The sequence below is a fragment of the Vibrio sagamiensis NBRC 104589 genome, from assembly GCF_007990935.1.
Lineage (GTDB): Bacteria > Pseudomonadota > Gammaproteobacteria > Enterobacterales > Vibrionaceae > Vibrio > Vibrio sagamiensis.
Genome location: NZ_BJXJ01000017.1, coordinates 66,530 through 88,327 on the forward strand (window position 1 = coordinate 66,530; position 21,798 = coordinate 88,327).

General features: G+C 44.7%; 19 protein-coding genes and 5 tRNA genes. 11 read left to right on the forward strand and 13 right to left on the reverse strand.

All coding sequences use genetic code 11. From position 1 onward, the window contains the following. Positions 1–7: 7 nt before the first annotated feature. Genes VSA01S_RS10080 through VSA01S_RS10090 form a run of 3 tightly spaced genes read left to right on the forward strand, consistent with a single transcriptional unit; the run spans position 8 to position 3,245 of the window. A complete protein-coding gene (locus tag VSA01S_RS10080) occupies positions 8–1,402 on the forward strand; it encodes an ethanolamine ammonia-lyase subunit EutB (RefSeq protein ID WP_039980376.1) in 1,395 nt (464 codons plus the stop codon). Between the two features lie 13 nt (positions 1,403–1,415). Beyond that, positions 1,416–2,315: an ethanolamine ammonia-lyase subunit EutC gene (gene eutC / locus VSA01S_RS10085; protein ID WP_039980374.1), complete on the forward strand. Its 900-nt coding sequence runs from the start codon at positions 1,416–1,418 to the stop codon at positions 2,313–2,315. Positions 2,316–2,336: 21 nt separating this feature from the next. Continuing rightward, positions 2,337–3,245, forward strand: coding sequence for a DMT family transporter (locus VSA01S_RS10090; RefSeq protein WP_039980373.1), 909 nt, complete (start codon positions 2,337–2,339; stop codon positions 3,243–3,245). Positions 3,246–3,296: 51 nt separating this feature from the next. Here the strand turns inward: VSA01S_RS10090 and VSA01S_RS10095 are convergent, their stop codons facing one another. The 3 genes from VSA01S_RS10095 to ftnA all read right to left on the reverse strand — a co-directional run bounded on the left by VSA01S_RS10095 (position 3,297) and on the right by ftnA (position 5,586). After that, entirely contained in the window at positions 3,297–4,490 is a 1,194-nt protein-coding gene (locus tag VSA01S_RS10095; protein ID WP_039980372.1) for a BaiN/RdsA family NAD(P)/FAD-dependent oxidoreductase, read from the reverse strand. Between the two features lie 156 nt (positions 4,491–4,646). Next, positions 4,647–4,970 carry a universal stress protein UspB gene (gene uspB, locus VSA01S_RS10100; protein WP_039980371.1) on the reverse strand — a complete coding sequence of 108 codons (324 nt, stop codon included), beginning with the start codon at positions 4,968–4,970 and terminating at the stop codon, positions 4,647–4,649. An 88-nt stretch (positions 4,971–5,058) separates the two neighbouring features. After that, a complete protein-coding gene (gene ftnA, locus VSA01S_RS10105) occupies positions 5,059–5,586 on the reverse strand; it encodes a non-heme ferritin (protein WP_039980370.1) in 528 nt (175 codons plus the stop codon). A 156-nt stretch (positions 5,587–5,742) separates the two neighbouring features. Between ftnA and uspA the strand changes: the two genes are divergently transcribed. Both uspA and VSA01S_RS10115 read left to right on the forward strand, forming a co-directional pair. Beyond that, a complete protein-coding gene (gene uspA, locus VSA01S_RS10110; RefSeq protein WP_039980368.1) occupies positions 5,743–6,168 on the forward strand; it encodes a universal stress protein UspA in 426 nt (141 codons plus the stop codon). 70 nt (positions 6,169–6,238) lie between these two features. Then, positions 6,239–7,117, forward strand: a complete 879-nt coding sequence (locus tag VSA01S_RS10115; protein ID WP_039980367.1) for a carboxylate/amino acid/amine transporter — start codon at positions 6,239–6,241, stop codon at positions 7,115–7,117. Positions 7,118–7,246: 129 nt separating this feature from the next. On the opposite strand, the gene VSA01S_RS10120 is transcribed toward VSA01S_RS10115, so the two are convergent. After that, positions 7,247–8,044, reverse strand: coding sequence for a class I SAM-dependent methyltransferase (locus VSA01S_RS10120; RefSeq protein WP_039980365.1), 798 nt, complete (start codon positions 8,042–8,044; stop codon positions 7,247–7,249). Between the two features lie 182 nt (positions 8,045–8,226). Between VSA01S_RS10120 and asnC the strand changes: the two genes are divergently transcribed. After that, complete coding sequence (asnC, locus tag VSA01S_RS10125; protein WP_021710927.1) at positions 8,227–8,691, forward strand: transcriptional regulator AsnC; 465 nt, start codon at positions 8,227–8,229, stop codon at positions 8,689–8,691. Positions 8,692–8,765: 74 nt separating this feature from the next. Here asnC and prlC read toward each other — a convergent pair whose 3' ends face one another. Then, positions 8,766–10,808 carry an oligopeptidase A gene (prlC, locus tag VSA01S_RS10130; RefSeq protein ID WP_039980362.1) on the reverse strand — a complete coding sequence of 681 codons (2,043 nt, stop codon included), beginning with the start codon at positions 10,806–10,808 and terminating at the stop codon, positions 8,766–8,768. 473 nt (positions 10,809–11,281) lie between these two features. Between prlC and VSA01S_RS10135 the strand changes: the two genes are divergently transcribed. Together VSA01S_RS10135 and gorA are read left to right on the forward strand one after the other, a co-directional pair. After that, positions 11,282–12,121 (forward strand): 23S rRNA (adenine(2030)-N(6))-methyltransferase RlmJ, encoded by an 840-nt coding sequence (locus VSA01S_RS10135; protein ID WP_039980449.1) that lies wholly within the window; start codon positions 11,282–11,284, stop codon positions 12,119–12,121. Positions 12,122–12,416: 295 nt separating this feature from the next. Further along, positions 12,417–13,772 carry a glutathione-disulfide reductase gene (gorA, locus tag VSA01S_RS10140; RefSeq protein WP_039980361.1) on the forward strand — a complete coding sequence of 452 codons (1,356 nt, stop codon included), beginning with the start codon at positions 12,417–12,419 and terminating at the stop codon, positions 13,770–13,772. 115 nt (positions 13,773–13,887) lie between these two features. On the opposite strand, the gene VSA01S_RS10145 is transcribed toward gorA, so the two are convergent. Together VSA01S_RS10145 and VSA01S_RS10150 are read right to left on the reverse strand one after the other, a co-directional pair. Further along, positions 13,888–14,499 (reverse strand): bifunctional 4-hydroxy-2-oxoglutarate aldolase/2-dehydro-3-deoxy-phosphogluconate aldolase, encoded by a 612-nt coding sequence (locus VSA01S_RS10145; protein WP_039980359.1) that lies wholly within the window; start codon positions 14,497–14,499, stop codon positions 13,888–13,890. 40 nt (positions 14,500–14,539) lie between these two features. Continuing rightward, a complete protein-coding gene (locus VSA01S_RS10150; protein WP_039980358.1) occupies positions 14,540–15,454 on the reverse strand; it encodes an SPOR domain-containing protein in 915 nt (304 codons plus the stop codon). A gap of 332 nt (positions 15,455–15,786) precedes the next feature. On the opposite strand from VSA01S_RS10150, the gene VSA01S_RS10155 reads away from it, so the two are divergent. Next, positions 15,787–16,509, forward strand: a complete 723-nt coding sequence (locus VSA01S_RS10155) for an HAD family hydrolase (RefSeq protein ID WP_039980448.1) — start codon at positions 15,787–15,789, stop codon at positions 16,507–16,509. Positions 16,510–16,793: 284 nt separating this feature from the next. Here VSA01S_RS10155 and VSA01S_RS10160 read toward each other — a convergent pair. The 5 genes from VSA01S_RS10160 to VSA01S_RS10180 all read right to left on the reverse strand — a co-directional run bounded on the left by VSA01S_RS10160 (position 16,794) and on the right by VSA01S_RS10180 (position 17,384). Continuing rightward, positions 16,794–16,870: transfer RNA gene (locus VSA01S_RS10160), tRNA-Pro, on the reverse strand. A gap of 65 nt (positions 16,871–16,935) precedes the next feature. Beyond that, positions 16,936–17,011: transfer RNA gene (locus VSA01S_RS10165), tRNA-His, on the reverse strand. A gap of 44 nt (positions 17,012–17,055) precedes the next feature. Then, positions 17,056–17,132 (reverse strand) — tRNA-Pro (locus VSA01S_RS10170). A 68-nt stretch (positions 17,133–17,200) separates the two neighbouring features. Further along, a tRNA-His gene (locus VSA01S_RS10175) sits at positions 17,201–17,276 on the reverse strand. 31 nt (positions 17,277–17,307) lie between these two features. After that, a tRNA-Arg gene (locus tag VSA01S_RS10180) sits at positions 17,308–17,384 on the reverse strand. Between the two features lie 325 nt (positions 17,385–17,709). Between VSA01S_RS10180 and VSA01S_RS10185 the strand changes: the two genes are divergently transcribed. Next, complete coding sequence (locus VSA01S_RS10185) at positions 17,710–18,123, forward strand: c-type cytochrome (RefSeq protein WP_039981863.1); 414 nt, start codon at positions 17,710–17,712, stop codon at positions 18,121–18,123. 136 nt (positions 18,124–18,259) lie between these two features. Here VSA01S_RS10185 and rep read toward each other — a convergent pair whose 3' ends face one another. After that, positions 18,260–20,275 (reverse strand): DNA helicase Rep, encoded by a 2,016-nt coding sequence (rep, locus tag VSA01S_RS10190; RefSeq protein WP_039981864.1) that lies wholly within the window; start codon positions 20,273–20,275, stop codon positions 18,260–18,262. A 404-nt stretch (positions 20,276–20,679) separates the two neighbouring features. On the opposite strand from rep, the gene VSA01S_RS10195 reads away from it, so the two are divergent. Then, a complete protein-coding gene (locus VSA01S_RS10195; protein ID WP_039981865.1) occupies positions 20,680–21,789 on the forward strand; it encodes an efflux RND transporter periplasmic adaptor subunit in 1,110 nt (369 codons plus the stop codon). Positions 21,790–21,798 lie beyond the last annotated feature (9 nt).

The following is a 21,798-nucleotide window of genomic DNA, read 5'->3' on the forward strand; positions in this document are numbered from 1 at the left end:
AACGCACATGACACACACATTTCGTCGACAACAAGGAAACCAAGTTTACTTATTTCATTCTCTCGCGGAGTTAATGGCTAAGGCGACACCAGAACGTTCAGGGGATCGTTTAGCGGGATTAGCGGCAGATTCAGCTACAGAACGTGTGGTCGCTCAGATGACACTTGCCGATCTACCACTGCAGACGTTTCTGACCGAATCCGTCATTCCATATGAACTCGATGAAGTCACTCGCTTAATTATTGACAACCATGATCCTGTGGCCTTTGCTCCTATTGCACATTTTACTGTGGGTGATTTTCGAGATTGGTTACTCAGCGATCATGTCGATGGTTCCCAGTTAGCGCTAGTTCGAGATGGCATCACACCAGAAATGGCGGCTGCGGTTTGTAAAATCATGCGCAATCAAGATTTGATTTTGGTCGCCAAAAAGTGTCAAGTGATCACCGCATTTCGTAATACTATCGGTTTGCCTAATCGGATGTCTACTCGACTGCAGCCCAATCATCCCACCGACGACATCAGTGGTATCGCTGCCAGTATTTTTGACGGATTGATGTACGGAAGTGGTGATGCGGTGATTGGTATTAATCCTGCTACCGATAACCTTGCCCAAGTAATCGACCTACTCAACATGCTCGATGAGGTTATCCAACATTATCGCATCCCAACCCAATCTTGTGTGCTCACTCACGTAACCAATACCATCCAAACGATCGAAAGAGGCGCGCCCGTCGATCTGGTTTTTCAATCGATTGGCGGCACGGAGGGGACCAATCGCGCTTTTGGTATTGACCTTGCTCTATTAAAAGAGGCACAACAAGCCGCTTTATCCCTCAATCGCGGCACGATCGGCAACAATGTAATGTATTTCGAGACAGGTCAAGGCACTTCTCTCTCTGCCAATGCCAATCATCATGTTGATCAGCAGACCTGCGAAGCTCGAGCATACGCGGTTGCCAAACAATTTTCGCCTCTTTTGGTCAATACGGTCGTCGGATTTATTGGCCCTGAGTATCTGTATGACGGCAAACAAATCATCCGAGCAGGGTTGGAAGATCACTTCTGCGCAAAGCTACTTGGGTTACCCATGGGCTGTGATATCTGCTACACGAACCATGCTTTTGCTGATCAAAATGACATGGACAATTTACTGACCTTACTGGCAGTCGCTGAGTGTTCTTTTATTATGGGGATCCCCGGCTCCGATGACATTATGCTTAATTATCAAACCACCTCTTTTCATGATGCTTTGTACGCGAGAAAAGTCCTTAATCTGCAGCCTGCTCCTGAGTTTGAGTCTTGGCTGAAAGAAATGCGTATCTTTGAGCATCGACAAGGGAGTCATTTACCTCGTCACCTTGACCCTCGTTGGGCCCAGTTGCTTGAACCAAGCTATTAAAGAGAACCTACTGATGCAAGCAAAAAAACCGCACTCCATGAATCACATTGTGATTGAGAACCCTTGGCTGCCTTTGCGTGAAATGACCGCAGCACGTATCGCTATCGGCCGTAGCGGAACCAGTTTACCTACCCAAGAATTACTCACCTTTCAGCTAGACCATGCGCAAGCGAACGATGCCGTACATAGTCAACTGGATAGCGTGTTACTGAGTAGAAAGCTGAGCAATAACCGCAAGATCGATGCCCTTTTCTCCGAGCAGATTTTCTTGTTAGACAGCCAAGCTCAAGATCGTATGACTTATCTACAACGCCCCGACCTTGGTAAGCAGTTATCACCCCCAGCATATCAACGCTTAGCCCAGTATTCACAACAAGTTTCATCCCGTATCAATCTAGCTGTCGTCATTGCGGACGGGCTTTCTGCAACGGCCATTGCTGAACATGCCACACCTTTTTTACAACGCCTGAGCCATGAGCTGCATAAAGACCCCATATTCAACTGGGCATGCGCACCACTCAATATCGTTCGCCAAGGCCGAGTTGCCGTAGGCGATGATGTCTGTGATGCACTGCAAGCGGATATTGTCTTAGTATTAATTGGTGAGCGGCCAGGATTAAGCTCTCCTGATAGCATGGGGCTTTACCTGACTTGGCAGGCCAAATCTGGCACAACTGATGCTCAAAGAAATTGCATTTCGAACATTCGCCCACAAGGATTAAGCTACAGTGATGCGTGTCATAAGGCACTCTATCTGCTGCGTCAATTGCGCCGCCAGCAGCAATCAGGCGTGGAAGTCAAAGATAATAGCGTCCTATCAGAGCAAGCTGGCCAAAAAACATTGAATGATAAGCGCACTTTTTGCTTAATCAAAACCAAGTCCTCGAATACACTCTCAACACACGATAATTAGCCACTACGACACAGAGGCACTATGAACGAGCAACGCGCTCTTATTTTTGGACTTTCCGCAGTATTACTTTGGTCGACTGTGGCTACTGCTTTTAAACTGACGTTAGCCGAGTTTAGCCCCATTCAAATGCTCACCATCGCGAGCATTGTGTCCGCTTTCGCCCTTGTTATCGTATGCGGCATACAAAAAAAACTGCATTTATTAGGTAAGACTTTCCGCGCCAAACCTTACTATTATTTACTGCTTGGTTTGGTCAACCCACTGGCTTACTACCTGATCTTATTTAAAGCTTACTCGTTGCTGCCTGCTTCCCAAGCCCAAGCGATCAATTACAGTTGGGCCATTACCTTAACCCTTATGGCGGCGATCTTCTTAGGGCAAAAAATTCGAGCAAGAGATTGGGTTGCTTGTGTATTCAGTTACTTGGGCGTGATTGTCATTGCCACCGAAGGGGATGTTTTGGGCATGACGTTTGAAAGTCCTCTGGGGGTGGGTTTGGCCCTGTTATCGACGTTACTCTGGGCCAGCTATTGGATTCTCAACACCAAAAATACCGCAGATCCTGTGGTCGGCGTATTGCTTGGTTTTTTGGTCGCGATTCCATTTGCTATTGCCATTAGTCTCTACGAAGGGGCCAATTGGCAGCACATCACCTTTAAGGGCTGGGCGGCGGTCACCTATGTGGGGTTATTCGAAATGGGCATTACGTTTGTTTTGTGGCTCTCTGCCCTCAAACTGACACAAAATACCGCCCGTATCAGTAATCTTATTTTTGCTTCACCGTTTATTTCGCTTATTTTGCTGGCGACCATCATAGGTGAGACAATTCATCCAGCGACGCTCATTGGGCTGGTTCTGATTATCTTCGGTCTGGTTATCCAACAATGGAGACCAAGCAAAAACTCAGCGAAGACGACCACATCGCAATAAATCTTCCGCTATCGGGCAACATCCTATTATCGAGCCCGATAGCATGATTACTTACACTCGCTGCCCCGCAACAAAGCCGCTCGACCAACACCATTGGAAATTGTAGCCACCTAACCAGCCAGTGACATCCATCACTTCACCGATAAAGTACAAACCTTTGATGTTCTTGCATTCCATTGTTTTTGATGACAAGTGATCAGTATCCACGCCGCCTAACGTGACTTCAGCAGTACGATAACCTTCGGTGCCATTTGGCGCGACGATCCAGTTCTCTAAGCGCTCAACAATGGTGCTAAGCTCTTTTGGATTAAGCTGTTTAAGCGGTTTATCCGCCAGTTCTTTGCGCTCTATCAACACTTCAACCAGACGCTTTGGCAACACTTTGGCTAAGGTATTTTTTAGGCTTTGATTAGGATGCTTTTCTCGGCTGCGTTCGAGCAATTGCATCACATCGTCATTCGGCACGAGGTTAATTGATACTTTTTGCCCTGCTTTCCAGAATGAAGAGATTTGCAGTACCGATGGGCCAGATAAACCACGATGAGTAAACAATAAAGCCTCTTTGAACATGGTCCCGTCTTGAGCTGTAATCTCAGTGGGAATCGCGATACCAGAAAGCTCAGCAAAGTCTTCTTTGTCTTCTTTATGCAGAGTGAATGGCACCAGACCTGCTGTTGTGGTAATCACCGGAATATCAAACTGCTCGGCCACTTTATAGCCAAATGGCGTGGCTCCCAATTTCGGCATTGACAGACCACCTGTTGCTATCACCAAAGAGTCACATTCAATCGGTTCAGTACCTGCATGCAGACGGAAGCCCACGTCGGTTTTCTCAATCGAATGGACATCACATTGATAACGCTGTTGGATATTTGGCATGTCGCACTCTGCTAGGAGCATCTTAACGATGTCTTTCGCGGTAAACGCATCAACACAGAACAGCTGTCCGTGGCCACGCTCTTCAAATTCGATACCGTGCTTGCTCACCAAAGAGATAAAATCCCAGTTGGTGTATTGAGACAAAGCGGACTTTACGAAATGTGGGTTTTGGCATAAGTAATGGTTTGCTTCAACATCGTAGTTAGTGAAGTTACAACGGCCACCACCTGAAATAAGGATTTTACGCCCTGGTTTTTTGGCATGATCAAGTACCAGTACGCTACGTCCACGTTTGCCAGCTTCCGCCGCACACATCAAACCCGCAGCACCTGCGCCAATTACAACAACATCAAATTTCTTACTCATTGGTAACGCTCAATTACTTATTTGGTTGGCTTTGTGCAAAACCTGAAAAAATAAAAAAGGATGTGCGTGGTGCACATCCTTGCTTTTTACTTGTTCATTCTACCGATAAATCGTGACTGGGAAAAGCGCTTAAATCAGCGGCGCAAATCGACTTGGTCAAAGGATAAAAGCGGCAAGCAAGGTAACGCCAAGCAATGCAGCCGAAAAAATGAATAACCCACGCACCCGCTCACATTTACCAGTAAAGATCTCATCATGATGATGATGATATTCTTTACTTTTGATGTAATGAAATAACCGGACTTGCTTGGTTACATTGCCGTGAGTAGTAAAAAAGCCATTACCATCAACTTGTTGATAGAGTAAAGGGTGTGCCTCTCGCATAATGTAAATCAAAGAGCGAAGTGCGGTAAAATAGCGAGCCATGTTCACCGCTGTCACGGCCATGAGTGCCATCAAGATAGTATCACCACTGATCATCTTTTCCTCCCTACATCTTCACTTATGCTCAAGAGAAAAAGACGACCGTTGCGACTTTTACCCGCTGCTTATTGCGCAGGGTACGCATCTATGCAGCTGGAGCACCCATAATGGAAGATGAACCTTCTTTTGCCATTTGAGCTAGGTCTTTATCAATGAAGAACAAGGCTTTACCATCTTCACCAACCAGCTCTATCTTATCTAAAATACCTTTAAACAACTTCTCTTCTTCGTGCTGCTCAGCGACGTACCACTGAAGAAAGTTAAACGTTGAGTAATCTTGGCTTGTAAAAGCACCATGAGCCAATTTATTGATTTGCTCTGTAATCATGCGCTCGTGTTCGTAAGTTTCACGAAAAACATCACCAAGACTTGCAAAATCATGCTTCGGTGCTTTAATTGCACCTAGGATCGGTAATGCGCCAGTTTCGCTTACGTAGGTAAAAAGGCGTTGCATGTGCTCCATTTCCTCTACAGCATGAGCACGTAAAAATTCAGCAGCACCATCAAAACCCTTATCTTCACACCAAGCACTCATCTGTAAGTATAGATTGGATGAAAAAAATTCTAGGTTAATTTGCTCATTCAATTGTTCAACCATAGTCTGAGACAGCATGTTAACTCCTATTTATATGCATGCATTTAACGCCACTATAACACGATTAATTACTCAAGAGCTTTTACCAAGTTTGTTTTAGATGAGATCACTTCTGCAAAATTATCCAACACTTAGTGCTAATCTAAAGTAAGAAAACCTATTAGGAGAAACAATATGACTTACCAACATATACTTGTTGCTGTTGATTTATCTGACGAGAGCAAAATATTGATAAAAAAAGCCACATCACTAGCTAAACCATTGAGTGCTAAGGTTTCTTTTATCCACATTGATGTGAATTATGCTGAAAGCTACACTGGCCTCGTCGATATCAACATGGCAGAAGCACAACATCAAGCCATGGAAGCTTCTCGAACCCAGCTTGCCAATTTCGAAGAGTACGCTGACTATCCGATTACTCATACCTTAGTCGGCAGTGGCGATCTAAGTGAAGAGCTGTGTGAGACTATTCAAAAATATAACATTGACTTGGTCGTTTGTGGTCACCATCAGGATTTTTGGAGTAAGATCCTTTCTTCAACGCGCCAATTAATCAACTGTTCTCCTGTTGATATGCTGGTTGTACCTCTAAGGGACTAAGTAAATATTGGCGGAAAGATAAAACTTGGTTAGAATTTCTTCTCACTTATGCTTAAGAAGAACATAATCAATGAGTTATCTCTATTCAATGACCCTAGTATGGGCATTTTCCTTTAGCCTGATTGGTGTTTATCTTGCTGGTCAGGTTGATGCTTGGTTCTCAGTTTTAATGCGTGTCGCGCTAGCCAGCTTAGTGTTTCTGCCCTTCATGAAATTTCGCGGCGTCAGTCGCTCACTGATTGCGAAGCTTATGTTAGTTGGCGGCTTTCAGCTGGGTTTAATGTACTGCTTTTATTACCAGTCCTTTACCCTGCTCTCGGTACCAGAGGTGTTACTGTTTACGGTCTTTACACCCTTGTACGTCACACTTATTTATGATTTTTTAAAACGACGCTTCTCTCCGCTCTACCTTATCACTGCTGCTATTGCAGTCTCAGGAGCTGCATGGATTAAATTTGCGGGTATCAATGAAAACTTTTTATTGGGTTTTTTGGTCGTTCAAGCAGCGAATCTGTGCTTTGCGATAGGTCAAGTTGGCTACAAATACATCTTAGAAACCGAGGCGATTGATTTACCACAGCACAGCGTATTTGGTTATTTCTTTTTGGGTGCCTTATGTGTTGCTACGCTTGCTTTTGCTCTGATGGGGAACCCAGATAAACTACCGACTACCATCACACAATGGGGTATTTTGGTTTACCTTGGTGTCGTCGCGTCAGGAGTTGGATTCTTTATGTGGAACAAAGGGGCAACGATGGTCAACACGGGTGCTCTAGCCGTCATGAATAACGCGTTAATACCTGCCGGCTTGATCGTTAATATCGTTATTTGGAATCGAGATGTCGACATTCAACGCCTGACAATCGGTGGGTTGATTATTCTTGTCTCACTTTGGGTCAACGAAACATGGGTAAAGCCTCACGTCGAAAAGCAATTCAATCAGCAATAAACTCACTTTGTTGTTGATTATTGTTATCTAAAGCAAGCCTTTAGATCTGATTTTCATCTCTTCAAAACAAGCAGAGCACGATAGTTTCGTGCTCTGCTTAGTGTGGTAACTCTCGACCTATTAACAATATTACGCTGTGTGAATCGACTCGCCCATTGCGGCTTTCACATACACATCAAAACGATTCTTCTTGGTTTCAATCGCCATGCTAGGCTTTTGCTCATTGAGCCAGTTGGCATAATCAGGGCGTTTAACAACCACTCGCTTACTTGCCAAGGCTAAAGCCGGAGCCAATAAGTCATCAGCGTCTGGATCAGCCCCAACTAAGAACTGGAAGACACGCATCTCTTTTTTGACTAACGCCGACTTTTTTTTGTTTTCTGGATGAGGATACATAGGATCAAGATACACAACATCTGGCTGAATAAAGTCCTTATCTTGCGCCAGCTTCTGCAAAGCATCATGACTTGATGCATGCACAAGTTTCATTCGTTCACTGACCCAGGCACCAATCTCGGGATCTTGTTTGGCGCGTGCTAAACCGTCATCAAGCAAAGCAGCGACCACTGGGTGGCGCTCCACCATCTGCACATGGCAACCCAAAGAAGCCAATACAAACGCATCCCTTCCTAGCCCCGCAGTACCATCTAATACCGTTGGTATCACTCCCTTATTCAGGCCTGCTGCTTTGGCGATGGCTTGCCCCTTTCCACCACCAAACTTGCGTCGATGCGCCACCGCACCGCCAATCAAATCAACAAAAATAGCCCCTAACTTTGGTTCATCCACTTTGCGCAGTTCCAAGCGCTCTGAGGTAAGTACTAAAGCAAAATTGCTGTCATCCGAGTGAGCAAGCTGCCAACGTGCAGCAAGTTCATCCAGATGAGACTGTTGAGAAAGGTCTTCACAAATCAATTGCAGTTGCAAAAGGGGGACTCCAATATGGTCGATATATCTGGCGCTGAGTGTATACCTAAAGCACCCTGAGATGCCAGTCACCATCGTCCGATTAGCTAATAAGGTGAACGGTTATCGCGGTTGAATCCTGTACGCAAACCTAAGGATGTGTATAAAATACACCTTACCTCTCAATAAAATAAGCACCTTATATGAATACCACTCAGCCTAAAATCGATGATCTCGACCGTGCGATCCTAAAGACCTTAATGGCAGATGCTCGTAAACCTTATGCAGAAATGGCCAAGCAATTTGAAGTCAGTCCTGCCACTATTCACGTTCGTATCGAGAAAATGAAAGCAGCGGGTATCATTGAAAGGACAGAAGTAATTATCAACACCAAGAAGCTTGGCTACGATGTATGCTGTTTTATTGGCATCAACTTGAATGCTGCACGCGATTATCACTCTGCATTAGAAAAGTTGAACGCACTGGATGAAGTGGTGGAGGCTTACTATACCACTGGGGCATATAACATCTTCGTTAAACTGATGTGTAAGTCGATTGAAGAGTTGCAATTTGTCTTGATCGATAAGCTGCAAGCCATCGATGAGGTGCAATCAACGGAAACGCTCATTTCACTGCAAAACCCGATCAATCGCAACGTAAACCCGTAATTTCAGCACATTAATCAGTTAAATAAAGGGCAGCCTATTTGCTGCCCTTTGAACCTATTAAACCGTTGACTCTGTTATGCCGCAATCCCAGAGTGGCGTAATAAGGCATCAATTTCTGGCTCACGGCCACGGAAGCGCTTAAACAAGGCCATTGGTTCCTCACTGCCCCCCATCTCTAGGATGTGGTTAAGGAAGCTTTGTCCTGTTTCAGGGTTAAAGATCCCCTCTTCCTCAAAACGCGAGAACGCATCCGAAGACAGCACTTCTGCCCAAAGATAGCTGTAGTAACCGGCGCTGTAGCCACCAGCAAAGATATGACCAAAGCTGTGTGAGAATCGCGCCCACTCGACCGCAGGCACTACCGCGACTTTTTCTTTCACGCTAGCTAATGTTTCCAGCACCTGAGCGCCCAGTTCTGGGTCGTAGTCAGTATGCAAGGTGAAATCAAACAAACCAAACTCAAGTTGGCGCAAAATACCCATCGCAGATTGGAAGTTTTTCGCAGCTAACATCTTATCAAGCATGGCTTTCGGTAAAGGTTCACCCGTTTCGTAGTGACCGGAGATAAACGCCAATGCGTCCTCTTCCCAACACCAGTTTTCTAGGAATTGACTTGGTAGTTCGACCGCATCCCAAGGCACACCATTAATACCGGAAACGGCACCCGTATCGACTTGTGTCAACATGTGATGAATACCATGACCAAACTCGTGGAACAAAGTCACGACTTCATCATGTGTGAACAGCGCAGGTTTGTCGCCCACTGGACGATTAAAATTACATGTGAGGTATGCCACTGGCGTTTGTAGTTCGCCAGATAAGGTGACGCGTCGACCACGACAATCATCCATCCAAGCTCCGCCGCGTTTATGTTCACGAGCGTAGAGATCTAAATAGAAGCTACCACGCAACGTGCCCTGGCCATCAAAGATGTCAAAGAAGCGTACTGAGTCGTGCCAAGTGTCCACCCCTTCGCGCTCGGTGACCGTCATACCAAACACACGGTGTAAGACCTCAAACAAACCGCTGATCGCTTTGGACTCTGGGAAATAAGGACGTAACTCTTCATCAGAGATCTGGAACAAATGCTGCTTCTGTTTCTCACTGTAGTAAGCAATATCCCACACGTTCAGTTCACTCACACCGAACTCACTCTCAGTAAACTGGCGTAATGCTTCGATTTCACGTTCACCTTGCGGTTTGGCCTTAGTCGCCAAGTCGTTAAGGAAACCAAGCACTTGTGCAGGGCTTTCAGCCATTTTAGTCGATAGTGATTTTTCACTGTAAGTATTGAAACCCAGCAGGCGCGCAATTTCATGGCGTAACTTCAACTGCTCTGCAATGATTTCAGTGTTGTCCCACTTGCCAGCATTTGGTCCACGATCTGAAGCACGAGTGACGTACGCTTGATACACCTCTTGACGCAGTGCTTGGTTGTCGCAATAAGTCATCACTGGCAAATAAGAAGGGATATCTAAAGTAATCAAATAACCTTCTAGCTCTTTGGCTTCTGCGGCAGCCTTTGCTGCGGCTAATGCCGACTCTGGCATTCCAGCTAACTCTTGTGCATCAGTAATATGTTTCGTCCAACCCATTGTGGCATCTAACACATTATTGGAGAACGTTGAGCTCAGCTCCGACATGCGCTTGCTGATTTCACCATAACGGTGCTGCTCATCCGATGGCAAACCAATACCTGATAACTCAAAGTCACGCAAAGAATCCGTAATGGTTTTTTGTTGCGCTTGGGTCAACGTGGCAAACGCCTCACTGGCTTTGATCGATTTATACGCTTCATACAAACCTTTGTGCTGCCCAACCCAAGTGCTGTATTCAGAAAGAATAGGCAGACAGCTCTCATACGCCTCGCGTAAAGCTTCACTGTTGACCACCGAGTTCATATGACTGATTGGCGACCAAACTCGGCTTAAGCGATCGTCGGTTTGTTCGATAGGAGCAACCACATTCGCCCAAGTTGGCATAGCGTTGTCTTGCAAGACTTCATCGATCTTCGCTCGGCAATCCGCAATCACTTGCTCCATTGCTGGCTTAATATGCTCAGGTTTAATGTGTGAAAATGGAGGTAAATCCGTAAACGTAAGAAGTGGATTAGACATGAAACATTCCTTTTTTGTTTTGGCTCTGTATGTCGGCCTAAAATAGGCGAACCCAATCAACAGGTAAGCCAACAACATGAATGAGGGATTTCCATTTCCTTTCTCGATGCTGCGATGGCCTTGTGACCACTAGCGCTTACTCTGTCCTTGAGTCTCGTTTCTCCTCAACCAAGCCACACTGAAGCGACCATTTGGTTGAACTAAAAATAATAACGATGGAAATAATAACTAATAATATACCCAAATGACTTCAAGATGCTTGAGAGCTAAGGTCACTCGCTGAACACAGTATCTTGAGGTTACTTGGGTATAAATAGGGATGATTGAGCGCAATTTCAATAGTAAAATTGTGACTTCTAACAGAATCCTAGTTAGGTCCTGCAACTGAAGCGCAGTTGGGTATATAATGCTCGGAGTTATTGTATCTGAAACCCCAGACTACACTCAGTAAAAGAGTGTTTCGAGAGTTTAATTTGTTAAGTTATCGTCACAGCTTCCACGCTGGTAACCATGCCGACGTGGTCAAACATATCGTTCAAAGCCTGATCCTTGATGCACTTAAGCAAAAGGATAAGCCATTTGTCTATCACGATACCCACTCAGGCGTGGGCCGCTACGATCTGACTCATGAATGGTCTGAAAAAACAGGCGAGTACAAACAAGGTATCGCTCGGATTTGGGATAGCCAAGATCTTCCTGCCGACATAACCAGTTACATTGAGTCGATAAAAACCTTAAATAACGGTGAAAGGCTGCGTTATTACCCAGGTTCCCCTCGTGTCGCAAGAGCACAAATCCGTTCTCAAGACCGCATGGTACTGACCGAATTGCACCCAGCCGATCACCCACTTTTAGAACAAGAGTTCGAGCATGATCGCCAAGTCAATATTTATAAAGAAGACGGATTCAAACGCCTTAAAGCCAGCTTGCCACCTCAAGAACGCCGTGGGTTAGTGTTAATCGACCCACCTTACGAGCTAGCAAAAGAATATCGCGACGTCGTTCAAGCGATCTATCAAAGCCACAAACGCTGGGCAACAGGCATATACGCAATTTGGTACCCAGTGGTCAATCGCTGTGATATTGAAGACATGATTGAAGGATTAGAAGCGCTTGGCATTCGTAAGATCCTACAAATCGAGCTGGGCGTCTCGGCAGATACCAACGAGCGAGGCATGACCGCTTCAGGTATGATTGTCATCAATCCACCGTGGAAGTTGGAAAGCCAAATGAAAGAGATTCTTCCTTTTCTCCAACAAGCCATCGCTCCAGCAACTGGGCACTGGAAAGTAGATTGGATCGTTCCCGAGTAACCCATGCTCATTCCTTCCACAGCAAAAGCGCAGCCAATCAACAGGCTGCGCTTTTTTATTCATTAGTGCGCCAATCAGAGAGCTTGTTTTTATCCACCGAATACGTTTGCCTCTTTGCTGACCCTTTTCTCATCGCTATTTGTCATAACCAAGGTCACTTTTTCTCATTACAGAAATTGCTAGACTCGCTTTATCATAGAGGAAAAGTAACAAATCATTCGGGGATATTGAGTTCATTCCTTCTCACCCCAATGTAATTGTTATCAGAACGATTAATAAGCTTTTGGAGAAAGTAATGGCGACTCATTTTGACTATATCTGTATCGGTGGTGGCAGTGGTGGCATCGCATCAGCAAACCGTGCAGCAATGTACGGTGCTAAAGTAGCAATCATTGAGGCTCAAGACCTTGGTGGTACCTGTGTGAATGTCGGTTGTGTGCCTAAAAAAGTCATGTGGCACGGTGCACAAGTCGCTGAAGCAATGAACCTCTATGCAGAAGATTACGGATTTGATGTGGATGTAAAAGGCTTTGACTGGAGCAAAATGGTTGAGAGCCGCCAAGCCTATATTGGTCGCATCCACCAGTCTTACGATCGCGTTCTAGGCAACAATAACGTCCATGTAATCAGAGGATTCGCTAAGTTCGTTGATGAGAAAACCGTTGAAGTAAACGGTGAGCACTACACCGCCGATCACATTCTGATCGCTGTAGGTGGCCGTCCAACCATTCCAAACATTCCTGGTGCTGAATACGGTATCGACTCAAATGGCTTTTTCGAGCTGACAGAACAACCAAAACGTGTTGCTGTGATTGGCGCAGGTTACATCGCAGTTGAAATCGCTGGCGTTCTTCATGCACTTGGCACAGAAACGCATCTATTTGTTCGTAAAGAGTCTCCTTTGCGTAGCTTCGATCCAATGATCGTAGAAACACTCGTCGAAGTCATGGCCGCTGAAGGGCCAACTCTTCATACCCACTCGGTACCAAAAGAAGTCGTGAAAGAAGCCGATGGCAGCCTAACTCTGCATTTAGAAAACGGTGAAAGCCAAAACGTTGATACGCTCATTTGGGCAATCGGCCGTCACCCAACAACAGACGCGATTAACCTAGCATCAACGGGCGTTGCAACGAATGAGCAGGGCTACATTAAGGTCGACGAATATCAAGCAACGAATGTTCCTGGTATCTACTGTGTCGGTGACATTATGGAAGGCGGTATCGAGCTAACTCCAGTAGCAGTTAAAGCTGGTCGTCAACTTTCTGAGCGTTTGTTCAACAATAAACCAAACGCGAAAATGGATTACGATCTAGTCCCTACTGTCGTATTTAGTCACCCACCAATCGGTACGATCGGCTTAACCACACAAGAAGCAGAACAAAAGTACGGCAAAGATAACATCAAAGTCTACACATCTGGCTTTACTGCCATGTACACAGCTGTGACGAAACACCGTCAACCATGCAAGATGAAACTGGTATGTGCAGGGGAAGAAGAAACCGTCGTTGGCCTACATGGCATCGGCTTCACCGTTGATGAAATGATTCAAGGTTTCGGCGTAGCAATGAAGATGGGTGCAACCAAAGCAGACTTCGATTCGGTTGTGGCTATCCACCCAACAGGCTCTGAAGAGTTTGTTACGATGCGTTAATCACGCTAATTGCGTTAGTGATATTGCGAACGTAAACAAATAAAAAAAGGCCATCAATAACATTGATGGCCTTTCTTCTCATTTTAATAGCATTTCACTGCTTTTCGAGTCATTTTTACTTAATTTCTTCAACCAGCTCTGCAATACCTTGCCAATCGCCATTGTCGATCATTGCGGTTGGTACCATCCACGTGCCACCACAAGCGACAACCGACTTAAGGGCTAAATAATCTTGAACATTGGATGGGCTGATTCCCCCTGTCGGCATGAACTCGACCGGATAAACAGCACTCAAGGCTTTGAGCATATTTAAGCCACCTGAAGGTTCAGCAGGGAAAAACTTTAGCGTGCGTAACCCCATTTCCATTGCTTGCTCAACCAAGCTTGGATTATTCACACCCGGTATAATGTTCATATTACGCTGCTGACAGTATCTTACTGTCGTTGGGTTGAGGCCCGGACTCACAATGAAATCGGCTCCGGATTCTATCGCCATGTCTACTTGTTCAGTAGTGAGCACTGTGCCAGCACCGATTAATAGATCAGGATACGCTTGACGCATAAGACGAATCGATTCAGCCGCCGCCTCAGTGCGGAATGTAATTTCTGCACAAGGTAATCCGTTGTCCACCAGCACTTTTGCCAATGGTAAAGCATGTTCGATATGGTTAATGGCGATAACGGGAACGACTTTGATTGCCCTTAATCGTTGTTCAAGTGTTGTCATGGTGTACCTCAAGTGATTCAAAACGAGACGATTGTTATCGCTATTTTACACACATAACATTCAACAATGATGTTCCGCTTAACTGATTTGGCGCACGATCAGTAAATAAACCTTTCTTATTTTTACCCCAGTAAGGTAATTGCAACGGCCAGTTATCTTTTTCCATCAAACCAGAGTTACGTAGCGTTTTAAACTCGGAAGGGCTCGCTAGGTGCATCCCCAACTGCTGACACACTTGTTTAGAGCTTGCATAACTGAGTCGATTCCATGCCTTGCCATGTTCCATATAGAAATGATTATGATTCTCCGCCACATAAGGCACAGCAAAGCGCTTACCTTTCAGAATGGTTTGTAAACGGACCTGCACACTTTCAGTATCAGCGATGGCTGGCGTTTGAGTAGATTGACTCACAGCTGCTGCAGGCTTAGATTTAGGCTGAATTTGTGGCGCTGCTTTTGTGCTTTTTGCTGGCGATGATAAGTCCGCACTGTTTTTTTTCAGTGGGGCACTCTTTTTTACAATCGCGCGTAAAAACGCATCTTTATAAACGGCAAGCGTTTGCACACTCTGTAATTCATTCGACGCTTGGGCAAACTCGGTATATGGACCAATCAAACAACGATAGCCTTTATCTTCCGGTTTCATCCACACATCTGTTGTGATCTTGTTATAAATGGCCTGAGCTGTGGCCACCGACATCGGCTTATCTAAGATGCCACATTGGATCCAAAAATAGTCTTTGCCTTTTGGCGGCACCTTTTTTCCCCATACTCCGTGACCGATTGGGCAAGATGCCTCCAGCACCGGCAGTTCGTTGTGGCTAGCCTGAGATGCTTGGCATAAAAACTCATTTGCCATTACCCCACCAGAAAACTGGACGAACACTGACAGTAACCAAAGACTTAGGCCAACTGAGGTACAACGAGGATAATTAGATGCCATTTTCATTTTCATTCGCTTAACTCTAAAATGTCGGTGATGCTGATATTTCGATCAGCATCAAAAAAACATATACCGTAATTGATAAGCAAAAAAAGAGCCGGAAATTCATCCAGCTCGATATTTAATTATAAATATTTTAATAGGCTCACTTACATTAAGTTGGAAAATTAATCCAAGCCACTGTTAAGCTTTGTGAATTTTTGGATTAAATGCATCGCTTAGCTTTTACTTGGTACAGTTATCAACGCTAAAACATATTGAACGTTTCCTACTCTTGGCTGTCATTTTTCTGGCAATGAGGGATAATCGAAGGGCAAGAACAAAATGTGAGTGGAGAAGTTAAAGTGCTAAAAGCTATTTTTTTTGATATGGATGAAACCCTGTGTGGGACTTCGCAGGCTGACAAGATTGCTGGGCAAGAACTGGCAAAATGGATCAAACAAAATTACCCAAGTATTAATGCTCCACAGGCTTTCGTGGTGCGCTACTTACAGGGTGTATATAAAAAGCTTAATCACGAATTTCCTCAACTAGTCTCTTTACTCCCCGATGAGAACGCCTTCCGCTGTGGTCTCATTCAAACGATTTTGGCCGAGCAAAACATTCATATTAATGCCGAGCAAGCTGAGCAAACTCAACAATTTTTCAATACTGCACGCATGAACGCCTTTGATTTTTTCCCAGGAGTCAAAGACATGCTGAAAAAGCTTCGTGCTGACTACACACTAGTGGTGATCACCAATGGGCCTATATTTTCCCAGCACCCTAAACTTAAGGCTGTCGATATGCAAGATTGGGTTGATCATATTATTGTTGGTGGTGAAGAGCACGAAGAAAAACCTGCAGCCAGTATTTTTCAAAAAGCATTAAGGTTGGCCAATGTTACGGCCGAAGAAGCCATCCATGTCGGTGATTCATTGCCAGCAGATATTGCCGGAGCAAATCAGATGGGCATTGTCAGTGTATGGATAAATGCATCAGGTGAAAAAAATACCACAGAGATCGTCCCAAACTTTGAGGTGCAAAAAACCACGCAGTTAAGCCAATTACTCACCTCTATTGTTTAAGAGTTAAGCGGAAGTAATAAGTCTGAGCAGCTTAATAGGCTTTAGGATCATGGGTAACCAAAAGCCTATTAAACTGTACCTTGAGCGAGTTTAACTCACAACTGATTAACGATAATCCCTACTTTGACGCTTTCAACTCTAGAAAGCAAAAAACTCGATATTACTATCAAGGATTTAAAATGACAGTCGGTGCAGGGATGTGGTGCGTTAGAACACACTGTGGGCTGATATTCTAAATTTTAAATGTAAAAAAGCCCCAGTCTTTCGACTGAGGCTTTCAATAGTGGTCGGTGAAGAGGGATTCGAACCCCCGACCCTCTGGTCCCAAACCAGATGCGCTACCAAGCTGCGCTATTCACCGAACTGTATTTGTTGATTTTCTCAAATCATACTGGATACTTCAACTAAGAAGTCACCATTAATTAATGGGGTGGCTAACGAGATTCGAACTCGCGACCACCGGAATCACAATCCAGGGCTCTACCAACTGAGCTATAGCCACCATCAATTTTAGTGTTTACCGCCTTCTGGCCATAAACGAAATAGTGGTCGGTGAAGAGGGATTCGAACCCCCGACCCTCTGGTCCCAAACCAGATGCGCTACCAAGCTGCGCTATTCACCGACATAAGTTTTATCTTTCTCACAAAGATAGGAAGAGTTTACTCCCTTTATCATTCACAAAGGAATGAATGGGGTGGCTAACGAGACTCGAACTCGCGACAACCGGAATCACAATCCAGGGCTCTACCAACTGAGCTATAGCCACCATTAATTTTACCGATATTTTCCTCCGGGAATGGCACGCCCGAAAGGATTCGAACCTTCGACCTTTGGCTCCGGAGGCCAACGCTCTATCCAGCTGAGCTACGGGCGCATACCCTATCGGCGGAGTGGAATAATACGGATATCACACTATGCCGTCTAGTACTTTTTTTACTTTTTTTATCGTTTGGTCTCTTTTTCGACAGTTATTCGTCTTTAAAGAGAGGTTTTGATGTGATTCACGCCCTGTCATGAATAAGTTGTTGTTTATTGCAGCAACTTAACGGGATACAATTATTATATGTTTTGTGTTGATTGACACTTCCATTTATCAGCGATCAGGTCAACATAACGCAAACTTTTCTCAAGATTCTAATCATATAATAAGTACACAACAGATAAGCCATCCGCTTATCTCAGAAATGTGAAGTGGGTATATGGATATGTCACGAAAAATGATCAGCGTTTTGTTCGCTGCCTTAGCTTTTTCTAGTTCAGCGTTGGCTGCAAAAATCAGCCAAGATGAATACGATGCGATTGCCGAGCGCATCAAACCCGTCGGCGATGTGTATCTGGCTGGTGCTCTTCCTGTGGTAGAAACACCTTCAGGGCCTAGGGATGGGGCGTCAGTTTATGGTACTTATTGTGTTGCTTGCCACTCAACAGGAGTCAGTGGCGCACCTAAGACTGGCGATGCTGCAGATTGGACGCCACGGATTGCTAAAGGAAAAGACGTGCTCACCAATCATGCCATCCAAGGCTTTAACGCTATGCCTGCTAAAGGAACCTGCATGGACTGTTCAGACGATGAAATTATTGCCGCGATTGATCACATGATCGAAGGGCTTTAATAGTTAACGCCTAAGATAACCAACCCCTAAGATAATCAACACCTAATAACTGGACAAGCTTCGATTTAGAAAAAACCAAGAAGCTTGTCCGAATATAGGCACACTAACGAGGCAAAAATAAACGCTGCATTGTCGTTTACTTTTTAAACATCGCTTTCAAATTAGCAATATGTGCTTGCCCTTTGGCCATACGTTCTTCTTGGGAAACTGGCTTTTTGTTGATTTCCCATTCCACATCATCAAACGGCAGTTCATCAAGAAATCGGCTTTGTGTTGGCTTAAGTAATTCGCCAAATTGTCGTCGCTCTTTACACATAGTAAAAGTCAGCTCACGTTGAGCTCGCGTAATCCCCACGTACATTAAGCGCCGCTCTTCTTCGACATTATCCTCATCGATACTGGTTTGATGAGGTAAGATCCCCTCTTCCGAGCCAATCAGATACACGTAAGGAAATTCTAATCCCTTTGAGGCATGCAAAGTCATTAACTGAACCGCGTCGCTGTCTTCATCTTCTTCTCCACGTTCCATAATGTCACGCAGAGTCAAACGTTGAACCACTTCTTTCAGCGACTTTTCTTCTTGGTCGTAATTATCACCTTCAAGATCGGCCACAATCCACGAATATAAATCTGACACATTTTTCATGCGCATTTCAGCGGCTTTTGGGCTGGCAGACGTTTCGTATAACCAATCTTCATAATGAATATCACGAACCAATGACCGAACCGCTTCAACGGTATCGCCACGTTCTGCTTGATCAGCAATCGCGACTAACCACTGAGTGAAACGACGCAAGCTCTCAAGACCACGTCCTGATAAATGCTGTTCCAAGCCCATTTCAAAGCTGGCGGCAAACAAGCTTTTACCGCGCATATTGGCATAACTCCCTAACTTCTCTAACGTCACTGGCCCTATTTCCCGACGTGGGGTATTCACAATACGTAAAAAAGCATTGTCATCGTCTGGGTTCACCAACACACGCAAGTAGGCCATAATGTCTTTAATTTCAGCACGAGCAAAAAATGAGGTTCCTCCCGAAAGCTTGTACGGCACTCGGTTTTGCATCAAAGATTTTTCAATTAGACGCGATTGATGATTACCTCGATACAAAATTGCGTAATCTTTATAGTCGGTTCGGTTGAGAAATTTATGAGCGATCAACTCTCCCGTCACTCGCTCAGCTTCGTGCTCTTCGTTCTTTGCCAATAGCACTTTAAGTTTTTCACCATCGGGGATTTCCGAAAAAAGTGACTTTTCATAAACGTGTGGGTTATTGGCAATCAAAATATTGGCTGCACGCAAAATACGACTGGTCGAGCGATAATTTTGCTCCAGTTTTATCAAGCGTAAATTAGGGTAATCTTCGCCTAACAACACTAAGTTTTGTGGCTTAGCACCACGCCATGAGTAAATAGATTGATCATCGTCACCGACGACAGTTAAGCGCCCTCTCTCACCCACGATCAGTTTAACCAAGTCGTATTGGCTCGTATTGGTATCTTGATATTCATCCACCAGCAAATAACGGATCCGATTCTGCCATCGTTGACGAACTTCTTGGTTAGTACGTAAAAGTTGTACTGGCAGTGAAATGAGATCATCAAAGTCAAGGGCGTTGTACGCTTTCATCTGTTTCTGATACATCTCAAAACAAAACGCAAAAAGTTGCTGCTGTTCACCTTGAGCAACCGCCTTTGCTTGCTCTGGCGTCAACATGTCATTTTTCCAGTTGGAAATACAGCTCAGCAACTGCCGTAATAAATCCTTATCCCCGTCCAGCTGCTGCTCCGTTAATTCCTTGAGCAAGGCCAACTGATCTTGATCATCAAATAATGAGAACCCAGCTTTCAATCCAAGCTGCTTATATTCTCTCTTGATGATATTCAAGCCTAATGTATGAAAAGTAGACACCATCAAGCCTTTGGATTCGGCTTTACCAAGAGTTTGACCTACACGCTCTTTCATTTCACGTGCGGCTTTATTGGTAAAGGTAACCGCGGCAATATTCCGTGCCTTGTAACCACATTGCTGAACCAAATAAGCAATTTTATTGGTGATCACTCGAGTCTTGCCCGAGCCTGCGCCAGCAAGGACCAAACACGGTCCTGAGACGTACTTCACGGCTTCATCTTGTCGAGGGTTCAGCTTCATAAAAATTCTCTGCGGATCAAAGTTGGGGCGCCTATGATAAAGGTGCGTTCGCATGAAATCTACGCTTAGGTTTAACTTGTGCAATCTAATAGCACAGCGTACGATATGCAGCAAATGTAGATGACGACTACCTGTTCACTCAGCAAGGACGCACCATGTCACCTTATATTTGGCATTCTGTAGAGTCATCAATGACATGTTGGCTCAATATTGGACACACCTCCCTTACACAATAGCAGTAAGTGCGTAAGCGTGGTTAAAAGTCAACGTCACATTTATTGAGAAAACATATTTTAGCACTTTACTCTTTGACAGCGTAATAAAGAGAATCAAAAGCGCTAAAGAATACCTTTGAAAATAGTTGGTTTCCCATCATTCAACACTAACTTGGAGTTCTTAAAAGAATGAAAAAGTGGACTTTCTTTATGTTGCTTATCGCCACCTTGCTGTTTGGCAGTGTGATAGGCTTTAACATCTTCAAAAAAATGAAAACTGAGGAGTTTCTTGCTAGTCGACCTGAGCCTGAATTTCCTATTACTGTCACCACCGCAAGCAGCGAAGACTGGACTCCCTTCATTGATGTGATCGGCTTTATTGAACCCAATCAAGGAGTTACCTTAGCCAGCGAGAACAGCGGTACTATCACTAGCATTCAATTTGAGTCGGGCGATAAAGTCGAGAAAGATCAAACCTTGGTTGAACTTGATTCCGAAGTGCAAAAAGCCAACCTTGATAGTGCTGTTGCTGCTCTCCCAGCCTCTGAAGGCAAGTACAAACGCTATCGTGGCCTGATTAAAACAGGAGCGATCTCTAAAGAAGCTTTCGACGAGGCTCAAGCAAATTACTTATCGCAAAAAGCCAATATTGAAAGCTTACGTGCTCAGATTGAGTTGCGCCAAATTAAAGCGCCTTTTGCTGGTAAAGTCGGCCTGCGCAATGTCTTTTTAGGTCAGTTCCTTCAATCTGGCTCGAGTGTTGTTCGTCTTGAAGATACCAGTATCATGCGCTTTCGTTTTACAGTTCCACAAACGGATCTGTCAAAATTAAAACTCGGACAATCCTTACAAATCAATGTAGATGCTTATCCAGAAGTGAAGTTTGATGGCAACATTACCGCTATTGAGCCTGCGGTCAATTACCAAAGTGGCTTAGTGCAAGTTCAGGCCAGTATTCCAAATAGTGATGGCCGCCTACGTAGTGGTATGTTTGCTCGCGCTAAAGTCATTTTACCCGTTCTGAAAAATCAAATTGTCTTACCACAGACGGCGGTCAGTTATGCGTTATACGGCAACACCGTTTACGTCGTTAACAAAGATGAAAATGACGATTTACGTGTTAAACAAGTCGTTATTACAACCGGTGAACGCACAGGTGACAAAGTACACGTACTTGATGGCATTAAAGATGGTGAGAAAGTAGTCACATCTGGCCAAGTCCGTCTCAGTAATGATGTCAAAGTCAAAGAAGTGCAAAACGACGCTTTAGATACACCAGCGACGACACCGAAACTGTAATTGGAGCAC